This is a genomic window from Serratia fonticola (genome assembly GCF_001006005.1).
Taxonomy (GTDB): domain Bacteria; phylum Pseudomonadota; class Gammaproteobacteria; order Enterobacterales; family Enterobacteriaceae; genus Chania; species Chania fonticola.
Genome location: NZ_CP011254.1, coordinates 4,429,911 through 4,455,136 on the forward strand (window position 1 = coordinate 4,429,911; position 25,226 = coordinate 4,455,136).

The 25,226-nt window shown below is 55.4% G+C and carries 27 protein-coding genes; 16 read left to right on the plus strand and 11 right to left on the minus strand.

Annotated elements, in window-relative coordinates; genetic code table 11:
• Positions 1-2: 2 nt before the first annotated feature.
• From puuC to puuD, 3 genes are read right to left on the minus strand one after another with little or no spacing between them, the layout of a single operon-like run.
• Complete coding sequence (gene puuC / locus WN53_RS19600; RefSeq protein WP_046808187.1) at positions 3-1,499, minus strand: aldehyde dehydrogenase PuuC; 1,497 nt, start codon at positions 1,497-1,499, stop codon at positions 3-5.
• Between the two features lie 15 nt (positions 1,500-1,514).
• Positions 1,515-2,072, minus strand: coding sequence for an HTH-type transcriptional regulator PuuR (puuR, locus tag WN53_RS19605; protein ID WP_024486945.1), 558 nt, complete (start codon positions 2,070-2,072; stop codon positions 1,515-1,517).
• Entirely contained in the window at positions 2,069-2,830 is a 762-nt protein-coding gene (gene puuD / locus WN53_RS19610; RefSeq protein ID WP_024486944.1) for a gamma-glutamyl-gamma-aminobutyrate hydrolase, read from the minus strand. The genes puuR and puuD overlap by 4 nt, the downstream gene beginning before the upstream one ends.
• Positions 2,831-3,066: 236 nt before the next feature.
• Here puuD and WN53_RS19615 point away from each other — a divergent pair, with 236 nt between their 5' ends.
• The 5 genes from WN53_RS19615 to WN53_RS19635 all read left to right on the plus strand — a co-directional run bounded on the left by WN53_RS19615 (position 3,067) and on the right by WN53_RS19635 (position 8,597).
• Complete coding sequence (locus WN53_RS19615; protein ID WP_046808188.1) at positions 3,067-4,485, plus strand: glutamine synthetase family protein; 1,419 nt, start codon at positions 3,067-3,069, stop codon at positions 4,483-4,485.
• Between the two features lie 127 nt (positions 4,486-4,612).
• Positions 4,613-5,983, plus strand: a complete 1,371-nt coding sequence (locus tag WN53_RS19620) for an APC family permease (RefSeq protein WP_024486746.1) — start codon at positions 4,613-4,615, stop codon at positions 5,981-5,983.
• A gap of 92 nt (positions 5,984-6,075) precedes the next feature.
• The gene (yddG, locus tag WN53_RS19625; protein WP_024486745.1) at positions 6,076-6,969 is read left to right on the plus strand and encodes an aromatic amino acid DMT transporter YddG; all 894 of its coding nucleotides are present in this window, start codon (positions 6,076-6,078) and stop codon (positions 6,967-6,969) included.
• An 85-nt stretch (positions 6,970-7,054) separates the two neighbouring features.
• Entirely contained in the window at positions 7,055-7,327 is a 273-nt protein-coding gene (locus WN53_RS19630; RefSeq protein ID WP_024486744.1) for a hypothetical protein, read from the plus strand.
• A 391-nt stretch (positions 7,328-7,718) separates the two neighbouring features.
• Positions 7,719-8,597, plus strand: a complete 879-nt coding sequence (locus WN53_RS19635) for a nucleoside-specific channel-forming protein Tsx (RefSeq protein WP_024486743.1) — start codon at positions 7,719-7,721, stop codon at positions 8,595-8,597.
• A gap of 53 nt (positions 8,598-8,650) precedes the next feature.
• Here WN53_RS19635 and WN53_RS19640 read toward each other — a convergent pair whose 3' ends face one another.
• The 5 genes from WN53_RS19640 to hutC form a co-directional block, all read right to left on the minus strand.
• Positions 8,651-8,833 carry a hypothetical protein gene (locus WN53_RS19640; RefSeq protein ID WP_024486742.1) on the minus strand — a complete coding sequence of 61 codons (183 nt, stop codon included), beginning with the start codon at positions 8,831-8,833 and terminating at the stop codon, positions 8,651-8,653.
• Positions 8,834-9,276: 443 nt separating this feature from the next.
• Positions 9,277-10,812, minus strand: a complete 1,536-nt coding sequence (locus tag WN53_RS19645; protein ID WP_046808189.1) for a serine hydrolase domain-containing protein — start codon at positions 10,810-10,812, stop codon at positions 9,277-9,279.
• A gap of 348 nt (positions 10,813-11,160) precedes the next feature.
• Complete coding sequence (gene hutG / locus WN53_RS19650) at positions 11,161-11,961, minus strand: N-formylglutamate deformylase (RefSeq protein WP_024487016.1); 801 nt, start codon at positions 11,959-11,961, stop codon at positions 11,161-11,163.
• Positions 11,958-13,178 carry an imidazolonepropionase gene (hutI, locus tag WN53_RS19655; RefSeq protein ID WP_024487017.1) on the minus strand — a complete coding sequence of 407 codons (1,221 nt, stop codon included), beginning with the start codon at positions 13,176-13,178 and terminating at the stop codon, positions 11,958-11,960. Before hutI ends, hutG begins: the two co-directional genes overlap by 4 nt.
• Before the next feature lie 194 nt (positions 13,179-13,372).
• Positions 13,373-14,128 (minus strand): histidine utilization transcriptional repressor HutC, encoded by a 756-nt coding sequence (gene hutC, locus WN53_RS19660; RefSeq protein WP_046808190.1) that lies wholly within the window; start codon positions 14,126-14,128, stop codon positions 13,373-13,375.
• A 183-nt stretch (positions 14,129-14,311) separates the two neighbouring features.
• Between hutC and WN53_RS19665 the strand changes: the two genes are divergently transcribed.
• Positions 14,312-15,682, plus strand: a complete 1,371-nt coding sequence (locus tag WN53_RS19665) for a formimidoylglutamate deiminase (protein WP_024487089.1) — start codon at positions 14,312-14,314, stop codon at positions 15,680-15,682.
• Positions 15,682-16,254 carry a HutD/Ves family protein gene (locus tag WN53_RS19670; RefSeq protein WP_046808191.1) on the plus strand — a complete coding sequence of 191 codons (573 nt, stop codon included), beginning with the start codon at positions 15,682-15,684 and terminating at the stop codon, positions 16,252-16,254. The genes WN53_RS19665 and WN53_RS19670 overlap by 1 nt, the downstream gene beginning before the upstream one ends.
• A 152-nt stretch (positions 16,255-16,406) precedes the next feature.
• On the opposite strand, the gene WN53_RS19675 is transcribed toward WN53_RS19670, so the two are convergent.
• Positions 16,407-16,616, minus strand: a complete 210-nt coding sequence (locus tag WN53_RS19675; protein WP_024486131.1) for a DUF2767 family protein — start codon at positions 16,614-16,616, stop codon at positions 16,407-16,409.
• Positions 16,617-16,788: 172 nt separating this feature from the next.
• Here WN53_RS19675 and WN53_RS19680 point away from each other — a divergent pair, with 172 nt between their 5' ends.
• Positions 16,789-16,977 carry a hypothetical protein gene (locus WN53_RS19680; RefSeq protein WP_024486130.1) on the plus strand — a complete coding sequence of 63 codons (189 nt, stop codon included), beginning with the start codon at positions 16,789-16,791 and terminating at the stop codon, positions 16,975-16,977.
• Here the strand turns inward: WN53_RS19680 and yniD are convergent.
• On the minus strand, positions 16,974-17,081 hold the full coding sequence (gene yniD, locus WN53_RS28985) for a small membrane protein YniD (RefSeq protein WP_223499378.1): 108 nt from the start codon (positions 17,079-17,081) through the stop codon (positions 16,974-16,976). The genes WN53_RS19680 and yniD overlap by 4 nt on opposite strands.
• A 338-nt stretch (positions 17,082-17,419) precedes the next feature.
• On the opposite strand from yniD, the gene WN53_RS19685 reads away from it, so the two are divergent.
• On the plus strand, positions 17,420-17,806 hold the full coding sequence (locus WN53_RS19685) for an ASCH domain-containing protein (protein WP_021804633.1): 387 nt from the start codon (positions 17,420-17,422) through the stop codon (positions 17,804-17,806).
• A 3-nt stretch (positions 17,807-17,809) separates the two neighbouring features.
• A complete protein-coding gene (locus WN53_RS19690) occupies positions 17,810-18,415 on the plus strand; it encodes a cysteine peptidase family C39 domain-containing protein (protein ID WP_024486129.1) in 606 nt (201 codons plus the stop codon).
• 53 nt (positions 18,416-18,468) lie between these two features.
• Here WN53_RS19690 and WN53_RS19695 read toward each other — a convergent pair whose 3' ends face one another.
• The gene (locus WN53_RS19695; protein WP_021178226.1) at positions 18,469-18,717 is read right to left on the minus strand and encodes a DUF1480 family protein; all 249 of its coding nucleotides are present in this window, start codon (positions 18,715-18,717) and stop codon (positions 18,469-18,471) included.
• A gap of 507 nt (positions 18,718-19,224) precedes the next feature.
• On the opposite strand from WN53_RS19695, the gene WN53_RS19700 reads away from it, so the two are divergent.
• The 6 genes from WN53_RS19700 (at position 19,225) to WN53_RS19725 (ending at position 25,223) form a co-directional block, all read left to right on the plus strand.
• Positions 19,225-19,770 carry a Csu type fimbrial protein gene (locus WN53_RS19700; RefSeq protein ID WP_024486128.1) on the plus strand — a complete coding sequence of 182 codons (546 nt, stop codon included), beginning with the start codon at positions 19,225-19,227 and terminating at the stop codon, positions 19,768-19,770.
• Positions 19,771-19,833: 63 nt separating this feature from the next.
• Positions 19,834-20,352 (plus strand): Csu type fimbrial protein, encoded by a 519-nt coding sequence (locus WN53_RS19705; RefSeq protein ID WP_037413046.1) that lies wholly within the window; start codon positions 19,834-19,836, stop codon positions 20,350-20,352.
• A gap of 12 nt (positions 20,353-20,364) precedes the next feature.
• Entirely contained in the window at positions 20,365-20,889 is a 525-nt protein-coding gene (locus WN53_RS19710; protein ID WP_037413044.1) for a Csu type fimbrial protein, read from the plus strand.
• 18 nt (positions 20,890-20,907) lie between these two features.
• On the plus strand, positions 20,908-21,705 hold the full coding sequence (locus tag WN53_RS19715; protein WP_024486125.1) for a fimbrial biogenesis chaperone: 798 nt from the start codon (positions 20,908-20,910) through the stop codon (positions 21,703-21,705).
• Between the two features lie 18 nt (positions 21,706-21,723).
• Complete coding sequence (locus tag WN53_RS19720; protein ID WP_024486124.1) at positions 21,724-24,246, plus strand: fimbria/pilus outer membrane usher protein; 2,523 nt, start codon at positions 21,724-21,726, stop codon at positions 24,244-24,246.
• Positions 24,243-25,223, plus strand: coding sequence for a Csu type fimbrial protein (locus WN53_RS19725; RefSeq protein WP_024486123.1), 981 nt, complete (start codon positions 24,243-24,245; stop codon positions 25,221-25,223). Before WN53_RS19720 ends, WN53_RS19725 begins: the two co-directional genes overlap by 4 nt.
• The last annotated feature ends 3 nt before the right edge of the window (positions 25,224-25,226 follow it).

The following is a 25,226-nucleotide window of genomic DNA, read 5'->3' on the forward strand; positions in this document are numbered from 1 at the left end:
CCTTATTCCAGTGAAATCCAGGTGGTTTTCAGTTCGGTAAATTTATCCAGCGCATGCAGCGACTTATCGCGGCCGTTACCGCTTTGTTTGTAGCCGCCGAACGGTACGGTCATATCGCCGTCGTTGTAGTTGTTGACGAACACGGTGCCCGCTTTCAACTGACGGGCCATGCGGTGTGCCCGTGACAGATCGCGGGTCCAGACTGCCGCACCCAACCCGTATTCGCTGTCGTTGGCCAATGCGAGTGCTTGTTGCTCACCGTTGAAAGTCGTGACGGCCAAGACCGGGCCAAAAATCTCGTCCCGCGCAACGTTCATTGCATTGTCCACCTGCGTGAGAATGGTGGGGCCGAGATAGCCGTGATGATTGCCTTGCGAATGGGCACGTCCATCAAGGAACAGTGAGGCTCCCTGGCTCAAACCCTGTTCGATATAGCTGGTGACTTTTTCACAGTGTTGTTGGTCGATCAGCGTACCCATGAGCGTTTGCGGATCGAGCGGGTTGCCCGGTGCGAAGGCTGCTGCATGTCGCTGCAACGCTTGTAGAAAGGCCTGCTGAATACTTTCCTCTACCAGCAGGCGCGTACCGGCAATGCACACCTGGCCCTGGTTATAGAAGATCCCGGCCGCCGCTCCCTGCGCCGCCTTATCCAGGTCCGGGCAGTCGGCGAAGATAATGTTGGCGCTCTTGCCACCGGCCTCCAGCCACACGCGTTTCATGTTGGATTCACCGGCGTACTTCATCAACTGCTTGGCTACCTGGGTAGAGCCGGTAAAGGCGAGAGCATCAACATCGTTATGCAGTGCCAACGCCTTGCCCGCATCGTGGCCGAAACCAGGAATAATGTTCAGGACGCCATCCGGTAATCCTGCCTGCTGTGCCAAAGCGCCAAGATAAATCGCCGTAAGCGGTGATTTTTCCGAGGGTTTAAGCACCACGCTGTTACCGGCCGCCAGCGCCGGGCCTAACTTCCAGCAGGCTAACAGCAGCGGAAAGTTCCACGGCACGATGGCACCCACCACGCCGATGGGTTCTCGCTGGATCAGAGCGAGCGCATCATGGCCGGTTGGGGCAATTTCGCCATACACCTTGTCGATAGCTTCGGCGTACCAGCGGATACAGCGGATCGCCCCTGGAATATCATCGCGCAGGCTGTGGCGGATGGGCTTGCCGGTATCCAGCGTTTCCAACAGCGCTAACTGCTCGCTGTGCTCTTCCATCAAGCTGGCGAGTTTGAACAACGTCGCTTTGCGTTTGGCGGGGGAGGCTTGCGACCAGTCGCCGCGTTCAAACACCTCGCGCGCCGCCTTGACGGCCAAATCGATATCGATGTGGCTGCCACGGGCCATCTGCACCAGTTCACGAACCCCGGCAGGATCCTGAACGCTAAAGGTTTCCCCTTCTGCCGCCGGGAGGTAGCGGCCATTGATAAACAGCCGGTTCTCAATCTTCAGGGCCTGTGCCCGTTGTTGCCAATATTCCAGGTGGTGGAAGTCCATACCTTGCTCCGTTAATCAGAATGTCGTCGGCGTATGTGCACTGATAATTCGGCAAATGCGCGCCGAGGTGTTGCTGAAACTATGGGGGATCGCGGTGTTGATGGCGTAGCTCTGGCCTGCCTGTAGGTGATAGCTTTGCCCGTTGACCTGCAGCATCACTTCGCCTTCCAGCAGGGTGCCAATCTCTTCCCCCTGATGTTTGAGCCGTTCACCAGTGGTGGTGCCCGGATCGTAGGTTTCGATCATCATTGCCAGTGTGCGGTTGGGATCACCGTTGTGGATCAGCTTCATCGAAACACCCTGACTGCCGATTTCGATCAGATGGTCATGGTCGATCACAATCTGCGGCTCATGCGGCTGTTCCGGTTCGGTAAAAAAAGCCGATAGCGACAGCCCATACACTGTCAGCAGCTTTTGCAGCGTACTGATGGCCGGGCTGACCTTGTCCTGTTCAATGGTGCTGATGGCGCTGTGCGTCAAGCCAGACAGTTCGGCTACCCGGCGCTGTGATAGCCCTAACTGCTGGCGGATCTGCGATAAGCGTTTCCCCGGTGCCAAGCTGACGTCGCTCATAGGCGTTTTTCCTTTTGGTAGTGCTGGCAGGCGTTAATAAATCCCTCAAATAGCAGGCGGGACAGGGCGTATTCATCGCTGTTCCATTCAGGATGCCACTGCACCCCTAAGGCAAAGGGCTGATCGCGAATGCTGAGGGCTTCCACCAGGCCGTCGGCGGCATAAGCTTCTACACGTACGCTGGGGCCGAGGGTTTTGGCTCCTTGGCCGTGCAGTGAATTCACCCAGAATCGGTGGCAATCCGGCAGCAGCTGCGCCAGCAATCCTCCGTCTTGCACGGTAACTTCATGAGCAGGAGCATATTGCTGTTCCAGCGGCAGATCGTGATCTTCACGGTGCTCGAGCAGCTCCGGTTGTTCATATAAACGACGGTGTAGCGTGCCTTGAGTCGCGACCACCAGCTCTTGCATACCGCGGCAAATGGCGAAAAGGGGGATGCGCCTGCTCAGGGCCAGGCCGATCAGCGCCAGGCTCAATTCATCGCGCCCAGGATCGGCGTCAGGCTCATCGCCGTTTTCACCATAAAGGTGCGGCTGCACATTACTGGGGCTGCCCGGCAGCAGGATGCCGTCGAGATGGGGCAGCAACTCTGCCAGCATTTCCGGCTCGGCGAGCGCGTGTGGCAGGGCGATCGGTAATCCTCCGGCAGCTAACACCGCATTCAGGTACTTTTCTTGCAAGGTCTGGGTGAGGTGCTGGTTTAACCTATACCTGCACATCACGACGCCGACGATTGGTCTGTTAAATATATTGCCCATGCTATCCCCTACAGGTTGTTCGAAATTATGACCGATAAGCCGTTTAATCGCCTTTTTTGTTCAATATTTACTAAATCTAGCAGTCGAATGGCCAATATTCAAACCAAAATTAACACTTGCAAAACATTTTTGTTGCATCTATGTTTCATTGGTGGACATTATATTGAGCAAGATGGTCAAAACATCGAAGTCAGTAAGTGTGAGAACCACAGACCAAACACAACGGCGGGTGAAACATGCAAACCAACATCGTAGAAGTCGAAAACTTTGTGCAACACAATGAAGAAAGGCGAAGTAGCACGTTCCAGCGCGAAGTGAAGAAGTATCTGGAACGTTATCCGTTAACCCAGCATATCGACGTGCTGCTGACCGATCTCAACGGCAGCTTCCGTGGCAAGCGCATCCCGGTGAGCGGGCTGGGTAAACTGGAGAAGGGCTGTTACTTCCCAGCCTCGGTGTTCGCGATGGATATTCTTGGCAACGTGGTGGAAGAGGCGGGTTTGGGGCAGGAATTGGGTGAACCGGACCATATTTGCGTGCCGGTAGCCGGAACCCTGACGCCATCGGCGGCCGATCCGCAATATCTGGGCCAGGTACTGCTCACCATGCTGGATGAAGATGGTACTCCCTTTGACGTTGAACCGCGCAATGTGCTGAACCGAGTGTGGCAGCGTTTGCGTCAGCGCGGGTTATTCCCCGTAGTAGCGGTAGAGTTGGAGTTCTATCTCATCGATCGCCAGCGCGATCCGGAAGGTTATTTGCAACCCCCTTGCGCCCCCGGTACCCAGGAGCGTAACACCCAGAGCCAGGTCTATTCGGTGGACAACCTCAACCACTTTGCCGACGTGCTGAGCGAAATCGACGAACTGGCCCGCCTGCAAGGGCTCCCGGCCGATGGGGCGGTAGCGGAAGCGTCACCGGGTCAGTTTGAGGTTAACCTGCATCACACCAATGATGTGTTGCAGGCCTGTGACCATGCCCTGGCGTTAAAGCGGCTGGTACGCATGGTGGCAGAGAAGCACCATATGCATGCAACCTTTATGGCCAAGCCTTACGAGGAACATGCGGGCAGCGGTATGCATGTGCATATCAGCATGCTGGACAAGCAGGGTAACAACGTCTTTGCCGATGCGGATGGTGAAGACTCCACGCTGTTGAAGCAGGCGCTGGCTGGCATGATCGCCTTGATGCCTGCCTCTATGGCGCTGCTGGCACCCAACGTCAACGCCTATCGCCGCTTCCAGGCGGGGATGTACGTTCCTACCCAGGCATCCTGGGGCCATAACAACCGCACCGTAGCGCTACGTATTCCCTGTGGCGATCGCGACAGCCACCGCGTGGAGTATCGCGTGGCGGGGGCCGATGCCAACCCTTATCTGGTGATGGCAACCATTCTGGCCGGGATTGTCTACGGCCTCGACACTCAGTTACCGCTGCTTGAGCCAGTCACCGGCAACGGGCTGGAGCAAGAGGGGCTGCCGTTCCCGATCCGCCAGAGCGATGCGCTGTATGAGTTCGAACACCAGCCGGTGCTCAATGCGCTGCTGGGCGAACGTTTCAGCCACGTCTATCTGGCCTGTAAGACCGATGAGCTGGAGCAGTTTGAGCGGCTGATCACCGAAACCGAAATCGAGTGGATGCTGAAAAACGCCTGACGTCCTCAGCCCGATCCTACCGCGCGCCGGCGCATTCCCGCGGGCTACCTGTGGCCTGGCGAAGCCGTGCGCGACGGTGATGACTTCTTCCAACTTGGCGTACAGGACGCCGGTGAGGAATAACCCAATGACGATAAGTGCCATCGACGATAATGGCGCGGGCAAACCGCAACTGCGCAAGACATTGAAACTGTGGCAAGTGGTGATGATGGGCCTGGCCTATCTGACGCCAATGACGGTGTTTGACACCTTCGGTATCGTTTCTGGAGTGACGGACGGGCACGTTCCGGCGTCCTACCTGTTGGCATTGGCCGGGGTGCTGTTTACCGCCATCAGCTATGGCAAGCTGGTGCGCCAGTTCCCGACCTCGGGCTCGGCTTATACCTACGCGCAAAAGGCTATCAACCCGCACGTGGGTTTCCTCGTTGGTTGGTCATCGCTGCTGGATTACCTGTTTTTGCCGATGATTAATACGCTATTGGCCAAAATCTATCTTACGGCCTTGTTCCCAGAGGTCCCACCGTGGATCTGGGTGGTCGGGTTTGTGATCTTGATCACCGCCATCAACCTGAAAAGCGTCAGCCTGGTGGCAAACTTCAACACCCTGTTTGTGGTGGCGCAGGTGGCGATTATCGTGGTGTTTATCTTCCTGGTGGTACGAGGGTTGCACAATGGTGAAGGGGTTGGGCAGGTGTGGAGTCTGCAACCCTTTATCAGTGAAAACGCCCATCTATTGCCGATCATTACCGGCGCCACCATCCTGTGCTTTTCGTTTCTGGGTTTTGACGCCGTTACCACGCTGTGTGAAGAAACGCCTGATGCGGCCCGTGTGATCCCGCGCGCTATCTTCCTTACCGCACTCTATGGTGGGGTGATCTTCATCACCGTATCGTTCTTTATTCAGCTGTTCTTCCCGACGCTGGAGCGTTTCAAACAGCCTGATGCAGCACTGCCGGAAATTGCGCTGTATGTGGGCGGCAAGCTGTTCCAGTCCATCTTCTTGTGCATCACCTTTATCAACACCCTGGCTTCTGGCCTGGCTTCCCATGCCAGCGTGTCCAGGCTGCTGTATGTGATGGGGCGCGACAATGTGTTCCCGGAAAAATTCTTTGGTTACGTGCATCCTAAATGGCGTACGCCAGCGCTTAACGTGCTGCTGGTTGGCTTGGTGGCATTATCGGCACTCTCCTTCGATTTAGTGACGGCGACCGCCCTGATCAACTTCGGTGCTCTGGTGGCCTTTACCTTCGTCAACCTCTCGGTGATCAGTCACTTCTATATTCGTCAAGGGCGCAACAAGAACTGGAAAGACCGCTTCCATTACCTGATTTTGCCGCTGGTGGGGGCGTTGACGGTAGGGATCTTGTGGTTGAACCTGGAAAAAAGCTCCCTGACCTTGGGGCTGCTGTGGGCGGCGCTGGGGTTTGGCTATCTGGCCTATCTCACCCGTCGTTTCCGCCAGCCGCCGCCGCAGTTGGAGCGACAACCTCAGCAGTAAAGGTATGGGCGCAGCGCAGCGCCCTTTCTTTTTCCCCGGTAGGGCAGTAGAGTAAAAAATCGTATAAAAATAAATAATTGGATCCTACGCTAATGCCTCCGTTGTCCGCTTCCCATAAAGCTACCTTGCTCGGCCTGCTGGCCATTGTGTTATGGAGTAGCGTGGTTGGTCTGATCCGCAGCGTCAGTGAAGGGCTTGGGCCGGTAGGCGGGGCGGCGATGATCTATAGCGTGGGCACGCTGTTTCTGTTGGTGGTGATGGGCATTCCCAAACTGCGCGAGTTCCGCCGCTCCTATCTGATCCTCGGCAGCCTGCTGTTTGTGCTGTATGAGATTTGCCTTTCGCTGTCGCTGGGCTATGCCAGCAACCGTACGCAGGCCATTGAGCTGGGGATGATCAACTATCTTTGGCCCTGTTTTACCGTGTTGATGGCCATCCTGTTCAATGGGCAAAAGGCCAAATGGTGGGTGGTGCCTGGTTTGTTGCTTTCCCTGTTCGGGATTGGCTGGATCATGAGCGGCAGCGGCGGTTGGTCACCAGCGCAAATGCTGGCCAACGTGCGCAGCAATCCGTTGAGTTACGGGCTGGCATTCAGTGGTGCGGTGATTTGGGCCATCTATTGCAACGTGACCAAGAGGATCGCCCAGGGCAAAAACGCGGTGGTGCTGTTTATCTCGCTCACCGCGCTGGCGCTGTGGTTAATTTATCCTTTCAGCAATGAAAGCGGTATGCACTTTAGCCTGCCGGTTGTGGTGGCGTTGCTGTGCGTGGGGACGGCGATGGGGGCTGGCTATGCCGCTTGGAACGTTGGGATCCTGCATGGCAATATGACGCTGCTGGCGACCGTATCTTACTTTACCCCGGTGTTGTCATCGGTGTTTGCCGCCGTGGTACTCAGCACCGCGCTGACCCTTAACTTCTGGCAGGGGGTGATAATGGTAACGCTAGGATCGCTGATTTGCTGGCGGGCCACCCGCGCCGACTGAGGCTTATTTTTTACCAGCACAGGCGGCAGAATAATGAATTTCGAGCTAATCTCAAGGTAAGTGTTCTGCCAGAAGGAACGGGAAAATGAGAAAAGATATTCAATTTATTCAGCAGCCAGCGCTTAATGGCCACAGTTTCAGCACCGGCGATATCGTTCGCCTGACCACCGCTAACCTGCCGCATGAATACCAGTTGGATGTGATGATCCTGCGCCGTGACGATAAGCTGATCCACGGCTCGGTCGTCGTGGCCTCGCCGAAAGTCGATATCCCGGTCAGCCAATGGGAAATTGCCATCGGTGATGAGGTGGTATTCCGGCAAGAGAACATTGCCAAGGCCGTACCCGGAGCTCGCTGATAAAACCAACCGGTTCGCGAAATAAGGGGCCATATACTGCGCCCGCCTGCCACTAAGCCGACATAAGCGTCGGCTTTTTTACGCGCTTTTTAACCCCAGGTTAAAATTTGGTGTTGAACACAAAGACACCAAAAGTCGTCGCTTGAAAATTTATCGACATGATGAAAATCACATCAAAAATGTTTTGCACTGCAATTTATTTTATAAAATGAGAACGCAATCGATTACGCGATGGTAAAATGCCTAACTGGATCACAGATTATTACAGCGAGAGCTTTCTATAATGCGCACGGCAACCGGCAATAGGTAACCGTTTGTTTACAGCAGGCGTCGCCAGACACATATCATTCCAACGGGCAGGGAATTGGCCCACTCAGCATGTGGTAATAAAATGAAGAAAATAGCTCTCGCAGCAGGTGTGCTTCTCTCCGCGTCTTTCAGCCCCGCTTCCATGGCGGCAGAAAGCAAAGACAGCCAGTATCTTTCAGACTGGTGGCATCAGAGTGTCAACGTAGTAGGCAGCTACCATACCCGCTTCGGGCCGCAGCTGAACAATGACGTGTATCTGGAGTATGAAGCCTTTGCCAAGAAAGACTGGCTGGATTTCTATGGCTACGTGGACGTGCCAAAGTTCTTCGGCACCGGTAATACGCCAAACCGTGGTATCTGGGACAAAGGCTCACCGCTGTTTATGGAGATCGAACCGCGCTTCTCCATCGACAAACTGACCGGCACCAACCTGGGCTTTGGGCCGTTCAAAGAGTGGTATTTTGCCAACAACTATATTTACGACATGGGGCGTAACAGTGCCTCCCGTCAAAGCACCTGGTACATGGGTCTGGGCACCGATATCGAAACCGGTCTGCCGATGAGCCTGTCGATGAACATTTATGCCAAATACCAATGGCAGAACTATGAGGCATCCAACGAGAACAGCTGGGACGGCTATCGCTTCAAGGTGAAATACTTCGTGCCGTTGACCGAAATGTGGGGCGGCAACCTGAGCTATATCGGTTTCACCAACTTTGACTTTGATTCCGATCTGGGCAGCGACAACTTCGTGGTGGATGGCCGTCAGGCACGTACCAGCAACTCTATCGCCTCCAGCCACATTTTGGCGCTGAACTACGATCACTGGCATTACTCCTTCGTGGCACGTTACTTCCATAACGGTGGTCAATGGAATGATGGGGTGGACATCGGTACGCCGCAGGGTCCAATCAAGTCTACCGGCTGGGGTTACTACCTGGTTGCCGGTTATAACTTCTGATTTTTCGTGGTATCAGAAACAGGAAACCCCGCACTGGCGGGGTTTTTTTATCATCATCTCAGGTAACTTTCTGCGGGTGAATGTTTAACCGGCATAACCAATTTGCCCTTGATAACGTAGCACTCATTGTCGATCCACTTGAGGATTTGCTCACGGCTGACACCTTCAAATTGCGCATAGCGATAAATATCACCATTGAAGTGCAGCTGGATGTACTCCATCAACGTCATGTGCATGGATATAACTCCTAAACGCCCAGAAATAGCGCTTTCGCCACGTTGAGTGGTTGAGCTTTTCAAAGCCTAAAGGTAAATTATTCGCAACAAAACAGCAACAAAAAAGACTAAAAAGCTGCGTTATAGTAGTGAAAAGTAGTAAAAGAATTCCCGCACGGGACGGCGGGAAATTGAGTAGTATCATTTATCGATGACATAAGATGTGTTTTGAGGTGCAACGAAAAAGAGCAGGTTTACTCATTTTTGTGGCCCACTAAAATTACTGGATGGCTTATTTTGCCGCAAGAAAAATCTACGGCATTTCCTCGGATATCATGAGTAGTTTTGAGCGTGAACAATGTTTTGTCTGATGGCCACGATCTATTTTTTAATAATTTGTGTGAATGATAGTCACGCTGTTAGGCGGGCGCAGCATGCGGCGCCCCTAAGTGCACGGCGAACCTTTACGCGCGTGCGCTGATGTTCTTTTTGAACGTGAGTACCCGGCTGCGGCTGGCGATCAGATCGACCTGATAACCGCGGAAATACAGACAAAAACAATTCAGGTTGGGCCCATCGTTGCTTTCAACCAATATCCTCCCATCCCCCAGCGAACTCAGGGTGCCGGTTTGTACCGCCGGGCCGACCCCAATGTGGATCTGGTTGCCGCAAATTTCGAACGCGGTGCGGTATTGTGGATGATACCAGTGCCCTTGAACCTGCTTGAGACAAAGCGGTTCGCTAGCCACCGGCAAAAAGCGGCGTGCAACGTGGCCAACTTCACCTTCTACGGCCTCACCCGTCCACTTAAGGCGCATTGGCTGATGGGCAGAGAGCGATACCGCATAACCGTCTTCACTTTGATACAGCGGTTCGTTGGTGCCCAGATAAGCCACGTTGCCTCCTTTAGCTTCCAACCAATAGGGTTCCGCCCGGGTGGCGTAGATGCCATCCGGGATCGCCGTGCTGCGTTGGGGCAGGGGTTCATTCAGCAGCGCCGCCATCACCTGTAAAATGATGGCAAAGCTGTCACAATCTTCACGATTGGCGACCAGCAGGGCACCCGCTTGCCGGTCTGGCGCTAGCAGAAAATAGGTCTTATAACCGGCATGAGAACCGCCATGGCCCAGCAATGTCTGGCTGCCAAGCGGCGTTTGTGCCAGCCCTAGTCCGTAATGGCTGATTTGGCCGTGGTTGAGGTGACGCGGGGCACTTAGCTGGGTCAGAACCCCTTTGCCAGGACCGCGATTGGCCAGCAGGCATTGCAACCAGCGGGTGAGGCCGTTGGCGCTCCCTGTCAGGCTGCCAGAGGCGGAGAGATGCAAACCGGCGCTGGTCTGCTGCCAACCGTTGGCCGTATGCCAATAGCCGGGAGCGAGCCCAGGCACCACATCAAACCAGCTTTCGGGGGCTTGTAGTTGTACATCCAGAGGGCGGGCCAGATGCTGCTGAACCAGATCATCAAAGGCGTATCCTTTAGTCTTCAACGCTGCCTCTACCAGGCGGTAGCCGGTGTTGGTGTAGGTGATCTCACTCCCTGCCGGGTAGTTGAGCCGGGTTAAACCATGGATAAACTCCATCACCGGCTGGGCCTCACTGACGGTGTTGACCGAAACGCCAAGCAGCCCCAACGTTTGCCGAATATCGGGTAGCCCGCTGGTCATGTCCAAAGCCTGGCCTACCGTCACCTCCGCCAATTGTCCCTGCAATTCGGGCAGTAGACTGCCAAGGCGATCGTTGAGCTGCAGTGCGTTATCGGTGGCATTGAGCGCCAGCGCGGCAAAAATATGTTTGGTGATGGAGGCATAGCGCACCACGGTATCGGCAGTGAAAGGCTCTCGGCGTGCCAGATCGGCCAGCCCAGCGCACACCACCGCCTGGGTAATATCTTTGTCAAACAGGGTGATAGCCCCACCGGGTTGGCCTGCGGTTTGCCAGCCTGCCAACAGTTGAGCGGCGGCTGCCTGTGCGGCGCGCCAGTTTAGCGGGGTGTCAGACATAGTTTCCTCCTGAGATAACGAACGCCACACATCACCGTGGCTGACTACACACGCGTGTCTACCACAGCCACGATAAAGAAGTGGATGGAGGGTATGGCAAGGGTGGTCTTTCAATCCCTGATCTCTGGCCTGCAACGGGTGGGCATGGGATGAAAGAGGCCCAATTGTGGCGCAAGGCAAAAGTCACGGGCCGCTGTTTTGTGCGCTGTTCAGACCAGTGGGCAACCTTTCCATCAAAATTGGGATGCAGTGCGCAAATCGTCATGGAAGGGCGTGAAAAGACAGGAGGGGACAACGGTGAGGGCAAGGTTGACTCCGGCGCGATAGCGGCACCGGAGTTGTGGCGGATTAGCGTTGTTGCTCGCCCCAGACCAGCATGCTTTCTATCATCTGCTGCAACAGGCGTTGTAAAGGTGCGGCACGGGCGGCATCAAATTCAAATGTCTGCTCGGACATATAGTTCACCTGCGCCAGCTCCAACTGTACCGCGTGCTGGTGTTCCTGCGGGTGACCATAGGCGCGGGTAATGTAGCCCCCTTTAAAGCGTCCGTTGAGCACGTGGCTGAACTGTTGCTGCTGCTGACAACAGGTGACCAGCCTGTCACTCAGTGATGCTGGGCAGCTTTCACCCCCGTTGGTGCCCAGGTTGAGATCGGGTAGCTTACCGTCGAACAGGCGCGGTATCACGGAGGCGATCGAGTGGGCGTCAAACAGTAAGGCGTAACCGTGTTGGGCTTTTAGCCGTGCCAGCTCATTTTGTAGTTGCTGATGGTAGGGTTGCCAGATGTTTTGCAGGTATCCGGCCCTTTCTTCGTCCGAAGGGGCTGCGTCCGGCAGAAAACTGGGGCGGCCATCGAACAACACATCCGGAAACAGACCGGTGGTGGCAGTGGTGTAGAGCGGTTTGTCATCTGCTGGGCGGTTGAGGTCAATCACCAGGCGCGAATAGTTACCCACCAGGACGCTGGCACCCATGGCACGGGTAAAATCGTACAGCCGTGGGATATGCCAGTCGGTATCCTGCAGGGGACGGGCCTCATCGGTTAGCCCTTTCTCAACCGCTGGCGTCAAGCGGGTACCGGCATGGGGAATACTGATCAACAGCGGCAGTTGGCCGCTCTGGAACTCGAAAGGATCGCGAATCATCATTTACGGACTTCTCCTCGGAAAATCACTGTGCAGGGCAGTTGGCCGCCCAACCAGTAAGCCAGCTCTGCCGGGCGTGCCAGCGGCCAGTGAACAAAATCGGCCACTTTGCCCACTTCCAGTGAGCCGTGGGTTTCCTGCAGGCCCAGAGCCTTGGCGGCATGCAGCGTTACGCCTGCCAGCGCTTCTTCCGGCGTCAGGCGGAACAGGGTGCAGGCCATATTAATCATCAGACGCAGCGATAGCGCGGGTGAGGTGCCTGGGTTGGCATCGCTGGCAATAGCCATTGCAACGCCGTGTTTGCGGAACAGCTCAACCGGTGGGCACTGCGTTTCGCGTAACAGGTAGTAGGCGCCCGGCAACAGCACCGCGACGGTTCCGGCTGCCGCCATCGCTATCGCATCTTGTTCGGTGGCATATTCCAGGTGATCGGCGGAAAGAGCATGATGCCGTGCCGCCAATGCGCTACCGCCGAGCGACGAAAGCTGCTCCGCGTGAAGTTTTACCGGCAGGCCAGCAAGCTCAGCGGCCGCGAAAACCCTCTCAACCTGCTCAGGGGAGAAGGCCAGATGTTCGCAAAACGCATCTACTGCATCTGCCAGGCCTGCCGCTGCGGCTTCAGGGATGATGGTATTGCACACCAGGTCGATATAGTCGTCGCTGCGTCCGGCATATTCCGGTGGCAGGGCATGAGCGGCCAGACAGGTGGTTTTCACTTCGACAGGTAATATTTCTGCCAGACGACGCGCCACGCGTAGCATTTTCAACTCGCTTGCCAGCGTTAAGCCGTAGCCGGATTTGATTTCTACGCAGGTGACACCCTCGGCCAGCAATGGCCGTAGGCGGAACAGTGCTTGTTCCAGCAACAACTCTTCTTGTGCATCGCGCGTGGCCTTGACCGTGGAGATAATCCCACCGCCCTGAGCGGCAATCTCTGCGTAGCTCACCCCGTTCAAACGTTGCTCAAACTCGCCGCTGCGGTTGCCCCCAAACACCAGATGGGTATGGCAATCCACCAGGCCAGGAGTGATGATGCCACCGTCAAGTTTCACCGTTTTGGTCGCGGCCAAGGCAGGCATGGCGGCCTGTTCACCCATCCAGACAATCTTGCCTGCGCGTACGGCGATCGCGCCGTTGCTGATGATGTGATACTTGCCGTCACGCATGGTGACGATATCGGCCCCGTGCCATAGGCTGTCGCAGTGGATCTCAGACGTCATGGTGTTCCCGCTCCCACATGGTTGTATATACAATTAAAAACAACCTAGCGCATTCGCCGGGCTGCGACAAGAGAGGGGATAAAAATTTGTTACCGAGATGTGACGAAACGCGAAAAAGGCAGGGTTGAACGTCATTGGATTCGACCGTAGGGGCGCTTTACGCTGCGCCCACTGGGTAGCACGCTCTGTCGAAATTAAACCTGATTGATAAAACGGCCAAACAGCTGATAGCGGCTGCCTGGATAGAGCAGGCGCGCGGAAGTCACCACCATTTTGCCAGACCAGGTGCGACGATGGATCAGCAGGCCTGGCTCGTGGTCTTCCAATTGCAGCAGTTCGCGCTCATGCTTGGTTGGCACCACGGCTTCTACAATATGTTCACCTGCGGTCAGCGGAGCGGACTGGGTCAGGTAAATATAGGGCGTGACCCTATCGAAATCCTGCTTCATATAATCGGGGGCGGCCAGCGGGTTGACGCAGCGATCTTCCACCTGCACCGGCACGTCATTTTCATAATGCACAATCTGCGAGTAGAACAACTGCTGGCCCGGCGGGATCCCCAATGCCGTCGCCTCCTCTGCGCTGGCCGGGCGGGCGGTCAGTTGCAAAATTTTGCTGCTGTGGCGGTGCCCACGGGCGGCGATCTCATCGGCGATATTATGCACTTCCAACAGCGCGGTATGTGCCTTGGCCTCGGCCACGAAGGTGCCAACACCCTGCATGCGGATCAAAAAGCCCTCGCTGGTCAATTCACGCAAGGCCCGGTTGATGGTCATGCGGCTGACGCCCAGCTCGCTGACCAGTTCACTTTCCGAGGGAACGCGTTGGTGTGGCTGCCAGTGGCCCGCACGGATTTGGCTTACGATGGCCTGTTTGACCCGTTGATAGATCGGGGCGGGGGTTTCGCTCATTGCTGCAGCCAGCTGCAACACGGTCTGTTGATCTACCACGACGTTAACCTCGTCAAATAAAAAAATAATAACACCAGTTTACTGTTGATGTTGAAGATATGTATATGTATATACAAGTAAGCGTCCGTTCACCAGATGAATGAAACTGGTTTACAAATTTTTTACCTGCGCGGCGTGACAGTCGTGCGTTCTTAGCCGTTACACCTACTTTGGAATACTGCTATGCCTGCTTATTTTGCCTCTCGCGCACTGCTTCCGACCGGTTGGGCCCATAACGTACGGCTCGAAGTCGACGCTCACGGCCAATTGGCCCAAGTGACACCAAATGCTGACTCAGACGGTTGCCTGCACCTGCACGGCGACGTGGTGCCGGGCATGCCGAACCTGCACTCTCATGCCTTCCAGCGCGCGATGGCCGGGCTGGCAGAGGTAGCGGGCAACCCACAAGACAGCTTCTGGACCTGGCGCGATCTGATGTATCGCCTGGTCCAGCGCTTAACCCCGGAGCAGGTTGGGGTTATCGCCCGTCAACTGTATATCGAAATGCTCAAGGGCGGCTATACCCAGGTTGCCGAGTTCCATTACCTGCATCACACACCGGAAGGAAAAGCCTACGCCGACCGGGGCGAGATGACCGGGCGTCTCAGCGAGGCAGCGCTTCAGGCAGGCATTGGCATGACCCTATTGCCGGTGCTCTACAGCTACGCCGGGTTTGGTGCCCAACCTGCGCAAGCGGGGCAACGGCGCTTTATTCAGAGTGCGGAGAATTACCTCGAACAGCAACAGGTGATAGCTCGCCAACTGGCAGGTCAACCATTGCAGAATCAGGGGTTATGTTTCCATTCGCTGCGGGCGGTTGAACTGGGGCAGATGCAGCAGATCCTGGCGGCCTCCGACCAGACCTTGCCGGTACATATTCATATCGCCGAGCAGCAAAAAGAGGTTAACGACTGCCTGGCCTGGAGCGGTCAACGCCCGGTGGCCTGGCTGTATGAACATTTACCGGTAGATAGCCGCTGGTGTCTGGTGCATGCCACTCATCTGGATCGTGAAGAGCTTGAACAACTGGCTCGGAGTAAAGCGGTAGCCGGATTATGCCCGACCACAGAGGCCAATCTGGGTGACGGCATTTTCCCTGGCGACAGTTACCTGCATCACCAGGGGCGCTGGGGGATCGGTTCGGACAGCCACGTTTCCCTAAACGTGGTGGAAGAGTTACGCTGGTTTGAGTATGGGCAGCGGCTGCGCGATCAGCGCCGTAACCGCCTGACCACGCCAGAGCAACCCGCTGTAGCAGACGTGCTTTATCAACAGGCATTACGGGGCGGTGCTCAGGCCTGTGGTACGGCAATTGGCAAACTGGCAGTAGGCTATCGTGCGGACTGGTTGGTGCTGGATGGTGACGACCCGTATCTGGCATCTGCGCCTGATGCTTCTATCCTCAACCGCTGGTTGTTTGCCGGGGGCAAAGAACAGATCCGCGACGTATTTGTTGCCGGCCGACAGGTGATTGAGCAGGGGCGTCACGCGTTGCAACAGCAAAGCAGCGCTGAGTTCCTACAGGTGCTGAAAACTTTCCAACAGGAGGCGTGATGAAACTGAACCGTTTCGATTTTGCCGATCTGCCGGTGAGCCCGTGGCGTAATGGCGGCGGAGAAACGCGCGAAATTACCTGCCAACCGCCTGGCAACGCCGAATTCGGCTGGCGTGCCAGCATTGCCACCATCGCGCAGGATGGGCCTTTCTCGGTCTTCAACGGCATTGATCGTTCCATTACTTTGCTGGAAGGCGATGGCGTACATTTGTACAGCGAAGGCCTGATCGACCACCAGTTGCAGCGCATCGGTGAGCCTTTTGCCTTCTCCGGGGATGTGGCGCTAGAGGCCAGATTATTAGGCGGCAGCAGCCAGGATTTCAACATCATGACGCGGCGTGGCCACTACCAGGCGCATGTGCAACGCATTGCTGAGACCATCGGGTTATCGTTACAACATGCCGGTGTGCTATATGTGCTGCGAGGGCAATGGCAGTTGCCAGACGGCAGCTTGCTGGCCGCACGCCAGGGTTGCTGGTGGCTACCAGGGAATGGCCCGCTACGGCTGGTGGCTCAGGGCAATGATGCGCGGGCCCTATGGGCCGATATCGTGCCTGCCACGCTGTTGTAGGGGCGCTGTAGGCCGTACCCGCGTATTCTTCGTCGCCAATCTGGACTATTCCGATTACTCTGCCAAGGCTGACGTGAGAATATAGCACTAAGAGAGGCCGGGCTTGCATACCTTGGGCTCTTACAGGATCGCCAACCATTTCGGTTGGCGATTCACTTTCCCTCTTTCAGCATGTTGATCGCCGCACCGATCAGGATGCGCTGCTCAATATCGTGGCTTTCCGCCAAATGCTGCGCCAACTGCTTGGAAAGGCTCTCCACCGATAATTCCTCTCCGCGATGACGCAACTGCATCACGCTGTCGCCAATCAATCGGGCAACCTCATCCCATACTGGTTTGATCTCCTGTTCCGAGAACTTCATCGCTAACCTCGGCTGGGTGATTTTTGCTCAATGTAGCAGTTGCCAACCGGCTGCGCTACCCGCCAGGTCACAGAGAAAATAAAACCGGAAGTATAAAAATCATCCCATCAGTGTTTCTTCTGGTTTTTATATTCAATACTGGTTTTGTCAAATCAATGAGGGGGGCGAAACCATGAAACTGGTCGAACAATTAGCGGCTTATTATCAACTTAGCCGACATGCCGAAGTGAAAAATCGTTGGTGCCGTTGGTGGCTACCACAGGGGGAGGCCCGCATCGCCTATCTGCGTGAACTGCTGGAGCCGGTGTCCAAAGCGCCTGCAGCCCGAGCGGGAGAGGCGACTAACAAAACGCAGGGTTAACCGAAGACGATAGCCGCCCAGCGCAATAACAGCAGGGCCAGACAGATCAGCACCAGGATCACAAACATTTTCCAGTGTTTGGTACGCATACGCTTGGTTGGCAAGTCGGGATTCCTTATTTTCCTTTAGACGCAGAGGTACCAACTACCCAGAGCGATAAGGGTGATGGCTATAACTGTGATGATTTTCAGTAAATCACTGAAGGTGTCATCGGGATCTTGCTCTGCCTGATTCATTTTATTGCCCTGGCAGATTGGCTGCCATTGAGGACGTGTTGATCCACAGTATGAATGCTGCGCTGCGATACGCACAGAACTTTACCGTAAAGTCAGGTAAAAAGCAGGGGCTGCGAGGTGGAGCGGCAACGTGATGGATGCAGACGTGAGGGAATACGGTGTAATATTGCCTGAGCACCTGTGACTCAATCAATAAAGGTAAAGCAATGGCCATTCCTGAAAAGTATGAAAATGTAGAACGTTGGGCGTTTGGTGATACCGAACAGCAGGCGGATGAGTTGGTGAAGCTGGTGCTGGATGGCGTCAAGACCGCCACCTGCTCCAATCTGGATGGTGAAGGTATTCCACAGCCTGGCGATGTCTTTGTGGTGGTGGACGGCAAGAATGAGCCGGTGTGCGCCATTGAGCTGACGAAGGTGGATATGAGCACCTATGAGCAGGTGGATGCGGCTCATGCCCTGGCGGAAGGTGAAGGCGATCGCTCGCTGGATTACTGGCGCAAAGAGCATAAACGCTTCTTTGAAGAGTATGAACTGTTCTCACCGGATATGACGCTGGTGTTGATGCATTTCAAGGTTATCGAAAAGTTCTGAGTGATGTCACAGCCTGAAGTGCCCTACGTGTGCCAATGGGCGACGCCAGAGCTGGCTGCCGATCTGATTGCCGGGCGTGCCACGTTGGCGGATGATGCCAACTGGGTGCAGAGCGGGGCGGCCAGCCCGGCGGAATATGTCGAGTGGGCCAACCACGTGTGCGGCATGGCCTGTCTGAAAATGGTGCTGACACACCGGGACGGCACGGCACCGCCATTGCTGGAGCTGGCACGCCGCAGCTTGCCTTACGGGGCCTATGTGCGTGACGGCGAACGGATAAAAGGGCTGATTTATGCACCCTTTGTGGAGTTTGTGCGTGAACAGTTTGCGCTAACGGCGGAGGTGCGAGTCAATCTCGATGAACATCAGTTGCCGCCGTTGCTGGAGCAGCACCGCTATTTTATCGCCTCGGTGCATCCGAGTATCCGGCAACCAGCGTCACAACCGCCATCCCGGGGTGGGCATCTGGTGTTGGTGTTTGCTGCCGATCGGCATAGCGTTACCTTTCATAATCCTTCCGGTGACAGCCTCGCCAGTCGCCAGAAGGTGACAATGTCACTGGCGGATTTCGGCCGTTTCTTTGCCGGGCGTGGTATCGCCATCGCATAACACAACGTGCCGTGCCCAATGGGAACACGGCGCGTCCTTTTTCCTGAACCTCTCTACTCCAGCCGCATCACCCAGGCATCCGCATGTCGATCGTAATGCTGTTTGTACAGCAGCGACTGTTGGCCATCCAGCATAGCCGGAATACTGGTGTGCTCGTCCCAACCGTCCAGTTGCATGCACAGGTCGGGGTCTGATTTGCAGGGGATCGCCAGGGTGCTTTTCCCTTCGGCGTGTTCAGATGCTGGCGTTAAATGTGCGTCATCAACCTCGAAGCTGCCTATTTTCACGACGGTTTTGCCCATTGGAACTCCTTGCTGAAGCTAGTGGTATGAGGTGTGACCAGTTGCGACCACCCACTAAGCATAGACAAAGGGGCGAAAAAGTCACAAAAAAAGATGCCATCGGCCCGCGGGGCGCTGCTCTAGGCACTCACCTCAACCGTCAAGGGTCACTTAGTTGCCACGATAAATATTAACGTTACTCACTATCGCACCTCTTAACCATTTTAAAGTCGAGCTATGGCGTGATTTACTGGAGTAAAATTTGTTAATAATTTGAAAAACGGTTTTTTATTCTTATTTGACTTAAAGTAGATAAATTCCGCTTAAGCTAAATTTATTAATCTATATTTAACCTCGATAGCCTGTTTCATCAGGCTGTTACCGTCAGGGTTCCCTTGCAAAAAATCAGAACCCGGCTTGAGCGTCATCTTTGGCAGTTTTTGGCAGTGCGTGAGTCCACCAGAGAATTTCCATACGCAACCTGGTTGCATGAATACACATCGGTGTAAGTTGTTATTGGGAGTTATCATGGGCGAAAAAAAGAGTTTATTACTGGCCTTGCTGGCTGCTGCAACCTTGGCGTTGACCTCCGGTGTACAGGCTGCGGGGACCTTGACAGGGCAAGTCGGTATTCAACTGACGATCGGTAGCGGCTGTACCGTGGGCAATGGCGGCGCGACCGGTGGCACCAACCAATGGGGGACCTTGAACTTTGGTAGTTACTCCGATCTGACCAGCGTAATCAACGGTACGGTGTTTGGCTCTGATGGTACCAGCGCGGTCACCATCACTTGCAGCACTGGCCTTAGCCCGACGCTGTCGCTTAATGGCGGTCTGGCGGCAACGGGAGCGCTGCGCGCCATGAGCTCCGGTGGCGACACCATCCCTTATCGTCTCTATTCAGATAGTGCACGTACCACGGAAATCGCCATCAATACGCCGATAGCCTTGACGACGGGCACGACCGCACAAAATATCCCGATTTATGGCCGCGTATTACCTGGCGACCAGCTCAGTACCTCTCCGGCAGCAGGAACCTATAACGATACCGTTGTCGCCACGCTTTCCTGGTAAGGCTGTTATTGCGCCGGGGGCGAGTCTGCTCCTGGCCGGTTTTTTATACGGGAAGGAACGAGCATGGGGATCAAGGTATTGCTGCTGTTGCCAGCGATCTTGTCGCAGTCTTTTCTGCTCCACATTCCCTTAGGTCAGGCAGCGACGATTGGCATTGCGGCCACGTTGCAGCCCGCCTGTGAAGCGGGAACGACGACGTCTGGCAACACCAGCTTTGGCACGATGAATTTCGGCAGTTTTGCCGCTCTGAGCAATGTGATCAACGCGACCAGCGCCCAGTTGGCGGGCTCGATCCGTGTCAAATGCGTCAGTGGGCTGAGTTATAAAATCTTGCTGGATGGAGGCAGCAGCGGCGTGGTCACGAATCGCAAAATGGTGAATACCACCAACAGTTCGGCTAGCGTGCTCTACAACCTTTACACCAACCAACCCGGGGGGACGATTTGGGATAATACTACCGGGCTGAGTGACACCGGCAACGGTGCCGATCAGTGGCACACCGTCTATGGTCGTGTTCCGGCGCAAACCACGCCGGCTGCCGGTGTTTATCTGGATACGGTGAATGTCACCGTGTCCTGGTAGCGGGGGCTATTGATGCGCTATTTCTCTTTGATCCTGCTGCCGTTGATGATGTGTGGTGCGCTACGTGCCGCCACGCCAACCACCAAGACCTTTACCGTAACGGCAACTCTGACCAACGGCTGTGCTTTTGGCAGCTCGCTTTCCAGCCCCACGTCCAACCTCGGTACCATCAATTTCGGCACCATGACGACCATCGCCAGTAATGTCGATACCGTGAGCACTGCGGGTGCCGGTTCGGTGGTGGTGACCTGTACGCCGGGAGCGACGGTCACTATTGCCATGGATTACGGTACCCACGGGGGCAATGCCACCCGTCGTTTCATGCAAAACAGTGCTAATAGCGACACGCTGGGTTATCAGCTGTTTCGTGATGCCAACCGTAGTCAGGTCTGGGGTAATGGCGCATTGGCAATGTCTATCCCCAGCTTTCCCAGTACCACACAAACCTACCCGGTTTATGCCCGTTTATACGCCGTGACCACACTGCCTTCGGCAGGAACTTATACCGATACGGTCACCGTAACATTAACTTATTGAATCATCAGGATATGAGCCATGTCGACCTTGTTTAGCCGTATTATCAGCGCCGCATTACTGAGTTACACAATGTGTTCTTCAATGACGGCACAAGCCGCCAGCTCGGTGCTGGTCTGGCCGGTGTATCAAATCATTGAATCCGATCAGAATGGTTCCGCCTTATGGCTAGAAAACAGAGGGACAGAGCCCGTCTCTTTACAGGTGCGGGTGCTGGCGTGGAAACAGGAAAATTTTAACGAGCGCTATGCCGATCAGAATAACGTGGTCGCCAGCCCACCGTTTACCACTGTACCGCCAGGGCAACGGCAGTTGATCAGGCTGATCCGCAATACGCCGGTACCGGCCAATACCGAGCAAGCCTACCGTATCATCGTTGATGAAATCCCGTCGCCGATCAATGGCGCTGCCGGGGGGCAAAGCAAAGCGGTAGTAGGGCTGCAATTACAGATGCGCTATCTGCTGCCGCTGTTTATGGATGGTGGTGGCTTGTGGACCAACGAACGGAGCGATATCAAACGCGATGCGGCTACGGCGACGCGCCCAGTGCTGCAATGGAGCACGGTTAATGATGGCGGAAAAACCTATTTGCAGGTCCGCAATAGCGGCATCGTACATGCGCGGTTGAGCAATGTGTTCTGGTCTCAGCCTGGCAACCAGCAGCAGGGTGTGAAAACCATGAACGCGGGCTTTATGGGCTACGTGTTGCCGGGCCAGTCAATGCGCTGGCCGGTTCCTGCCGGGGTTAGTCCTGGTGGGCAGCTTAATGCCCAGATTGCCGATAACACCAAGCCTATTGTCATTGCGCGCGGCGAATAGCGTCAGGACGCGCGGCGAATGTCGATCCGAGCCATTGTCCGTCCCGGTCATCAGTATCCGCTGTATTACCGGGGCGGCTTGTGCCTGCTTTGCCTGAGTACCTTCAACGTTCAGGCACAGGAATACTCATCATTACCCGATGCTCCGCGTGCGGCACCGGTGATCACCAATGCCATGTTCTACCTGACCCTGGTCGTCAATGGCCAGAGCGACGGGCAGGTGGTTCCCGTGACCTATCGAGACAATGCGTATTACGTGGAGGCGGGGGTGCTGGCTAAAAACCACGTGCATACCAATGGTCAACAAGGGTTGATTAAGGTCGAGGATCTGCCTGGGGTGAAGGTGAAATATGATTCTTCCGCCCAGCAACTGATCTTGCAGGTACCGGATGCCTGGTTGCCAAAACAGGACGTCGGCGGCGGCAACCTGATGAATTACACGGTGGCGCAAAGCAGCACCGGTCTGCTGCTAAACTACGATTCCTATTATACCGATCCCCACGAAGGCTCCAGATCGGTTGCCACCTGGATGGAGCAGCGTTTGTTCAGCAACCTGGGGTTTATCAGTAACTCCGGTACCTATCGCTACAATATCGACACCGTATCGGGCGAGGGCGGCAGTGCCGTACAAGACCGCTATCTGCGCTACGATACGTTCTGGCGTTATAGCGATGAGCAAGATCTGATCAGCTATCAGCTTGGGGATTTTGTCAGCAACTCGCTAACCTGGAGTAATTCGGCCCGCATGGGAGGATTACGCATCAGCCGCAATTTTGCCCTGCGCCCGGATCTGGTGACCTATCCATTGTTGCAATATAGCGGTACCGCAGCGGTACCCAGCACCGTGGACTTGTTCCTCAACGGTTTTAAGGCCAGCAGCAATAATCTTAACTCCGGGCCGTTTACCCTCACCAATGTGCCTTATATCAACGGTGCCGGTGAAGCGACAATCGTCACCACCGATGCGGTCGGGCGCCAGGTATCGACCACGGTGCCGTTTTATGTGTCCAACACCCTGTTGCGTAAAAACCTGAGCGACTTTGATGTGTCCCTTGGCGCAGTGCGCCAGGATTATGGCATCTCCAACGGTGACTATTCCGACGCGGCTTTCAGCGGGATTTACCGCTACGGGCTGAGTAATTATCTGACGCTGTCCGGACACACCGAGGCCACGCAAGGGCTGGCACTCGGCGGGTTAGGGGCCGATATCGCGGTGGGGACCTGGGGGACGCTGAGCCTGTCTGGCAGCCAGAGCAAGGCTAATCATCCGCCGGTGGCGACCAGCGACGTGGTGAACGACCAGATTGTCCGGCCGAATACGCCAGGTATGCCCGGCCCCAATCAGGATATTGATAATCCGCTGGGCACTAACGTGACGGACAAAAAAGACGGTAGCCAGTACACTTTGGGCTACTCCTATAATTCGACGCTATTTAGCTTTTCGGCACAGCGGGCCTCGCGCACCGTGGGTTATCAGGATCTCACTTCTTACACCAGTAATACCCGCCTGAGCCGTAAATCCGACCAGGCCACCTTCAGCGCTTCGCCGTTTGGCTCAAACAATGGCACCTTGGGCTTGGGTTATTACGACGTGCAGGCCTATGACAACTCGCATACCCGCCTGGTTAACTTCTCATACAGCCGCGCCCTGTGGGGCCAGAGCAGCATGTTTGTCTCACTCAACAAAACGTTGGGGGATAACGGTTACAGTGCGCAGCTTCAATTCATTATTCCACTGGGCAGTGATATCAGCCTCAATGCCGGGTTGGCACGTAACAATAATGGGCATTATCAGCAACAGGTGGGGGCCAGTAAGCCGGCACCTACGGATGGCGGTATGGGCTGGAACCTGGCTTACAGCGGTGGTGGCGATGCCTATCAACAGGCCGATGTCACCTGGAAAACCCGCTATGCCACGCTGCAAGGCGGCATCTTCGGCCCACAAGGGGAATATACCAACTGGGCAGACCTGAGCGGCTCAGTGGTGTTTATGGCCAACTCCTGGTTCCTGTCGGACAAGATCAACGACGCGTTTATCGTGGTGGATACCGATAATTATGCCGGGGTTTCGGTGCTGTATGAGAATCAGAAGATGGGCACCACCGACAGCAACGGGCACCTGCTGATCCCGTCGATTAGTTCGTACTATCCGGCCAAGGTTGAGATCGACACGCTGCCGTTACCGGCGGACGTGGTGGCCAACCAGGTCAACAATCGCATTGCCGTTAAGCAAGGCAGCGGGATGGTGGTGAAATTCCCGGTACAAAAAGTCCTCTCGGCCAATATCACGTTGCATGACAGCACTGGGCAACCGCTGAAATTGGGCACGTTGGTCACGGAACAGACCACGCAACAAACCACCGTCGTCGGCTATGACGGGCTGGTGTACTTCTCGCATTTACAATCCCACGGCCAGTTAAGTATTCAGCAGGACGACCGCTCAATGTGCCGTGTGGATTTCGACCTGAACCCCAATTATCACAGCATTGAACAGGTCGGGCCGCTGGTCTGCCAAGGCAGTGCCGAAGAGAAAAAATCATGATTATGTTATTACGATGGATGCGAACAGGATTGGCATTGCTGCTGTTAGTGGGGGTAATGCCATTCGGTTGGGCTGGCTGCACCGCTCCTGCAACCGCGGGCAGCCTGGGCACGCAAAATTCCTTTGATGTCAGCAGTACCCCGTTAACCACCTCTGTCAGTAGCGGGCTTAAATGCACCGGTGGGTTGCTCAATATTGGTGGCACTAACACGATCACTGCAACCATCGGCTCTACTTTACATCCCAACGGGACACAACCCCGCCTATACAGTGCGGCAACTGGCCAGTATCTGCCTTATAGCCTGTGCCAGGATGGCGGCTGCAGCACCCTGTATAATCAGGGCAGTGTCATCACCTGGAGCAGTACCACCGCACTGGGTTTATTAGGCCTGTTTACCGGGCCAAGCAGCACGCTGCCGATTTTTATCCGGCCACAAATGAACTCCAATCTGGCCGCTGGCACTTATACCGATACCATTCCGATTGCCTGGACCTGGAACATCTGCTCGGTGGCAATTGGGACACTGCTATGTCTTGCAGACACCGGTAGTATCCCGACGGGTTCCTATATCAACCTGTCGCTGGTTGTCAGCAACTATTGCTATATCGACAGCGCGCCAAATGTTGGGTTCGGTAGCGCGGCATTGCCGTCTGGCCTCACTACGATAGTTTCCAATACCCTCAGCGTACGTTGCACCCTCAACGCCAGTTATTCGGTCAACCTGACCAGCAGCGTCGCCAGTTCGGGGCAATACCGACAAATGGCATACACCGCGCCTGTCAGCGGCACCACCAGCTATATTCAATATCAACTGTTCAAAGGGGATGGCACCGTTTGGACTGCCGCCACCAATAGCAACGCAACGGGCGCGGGCACCTCGCAATCCTTCCCCTATACCGCCTCGGTTAACCTGTCACAAAACAACCAGCCAGCGGGGAGCTATAGTGACACTGTAACGGTTACCGTCGCCTATTAGACG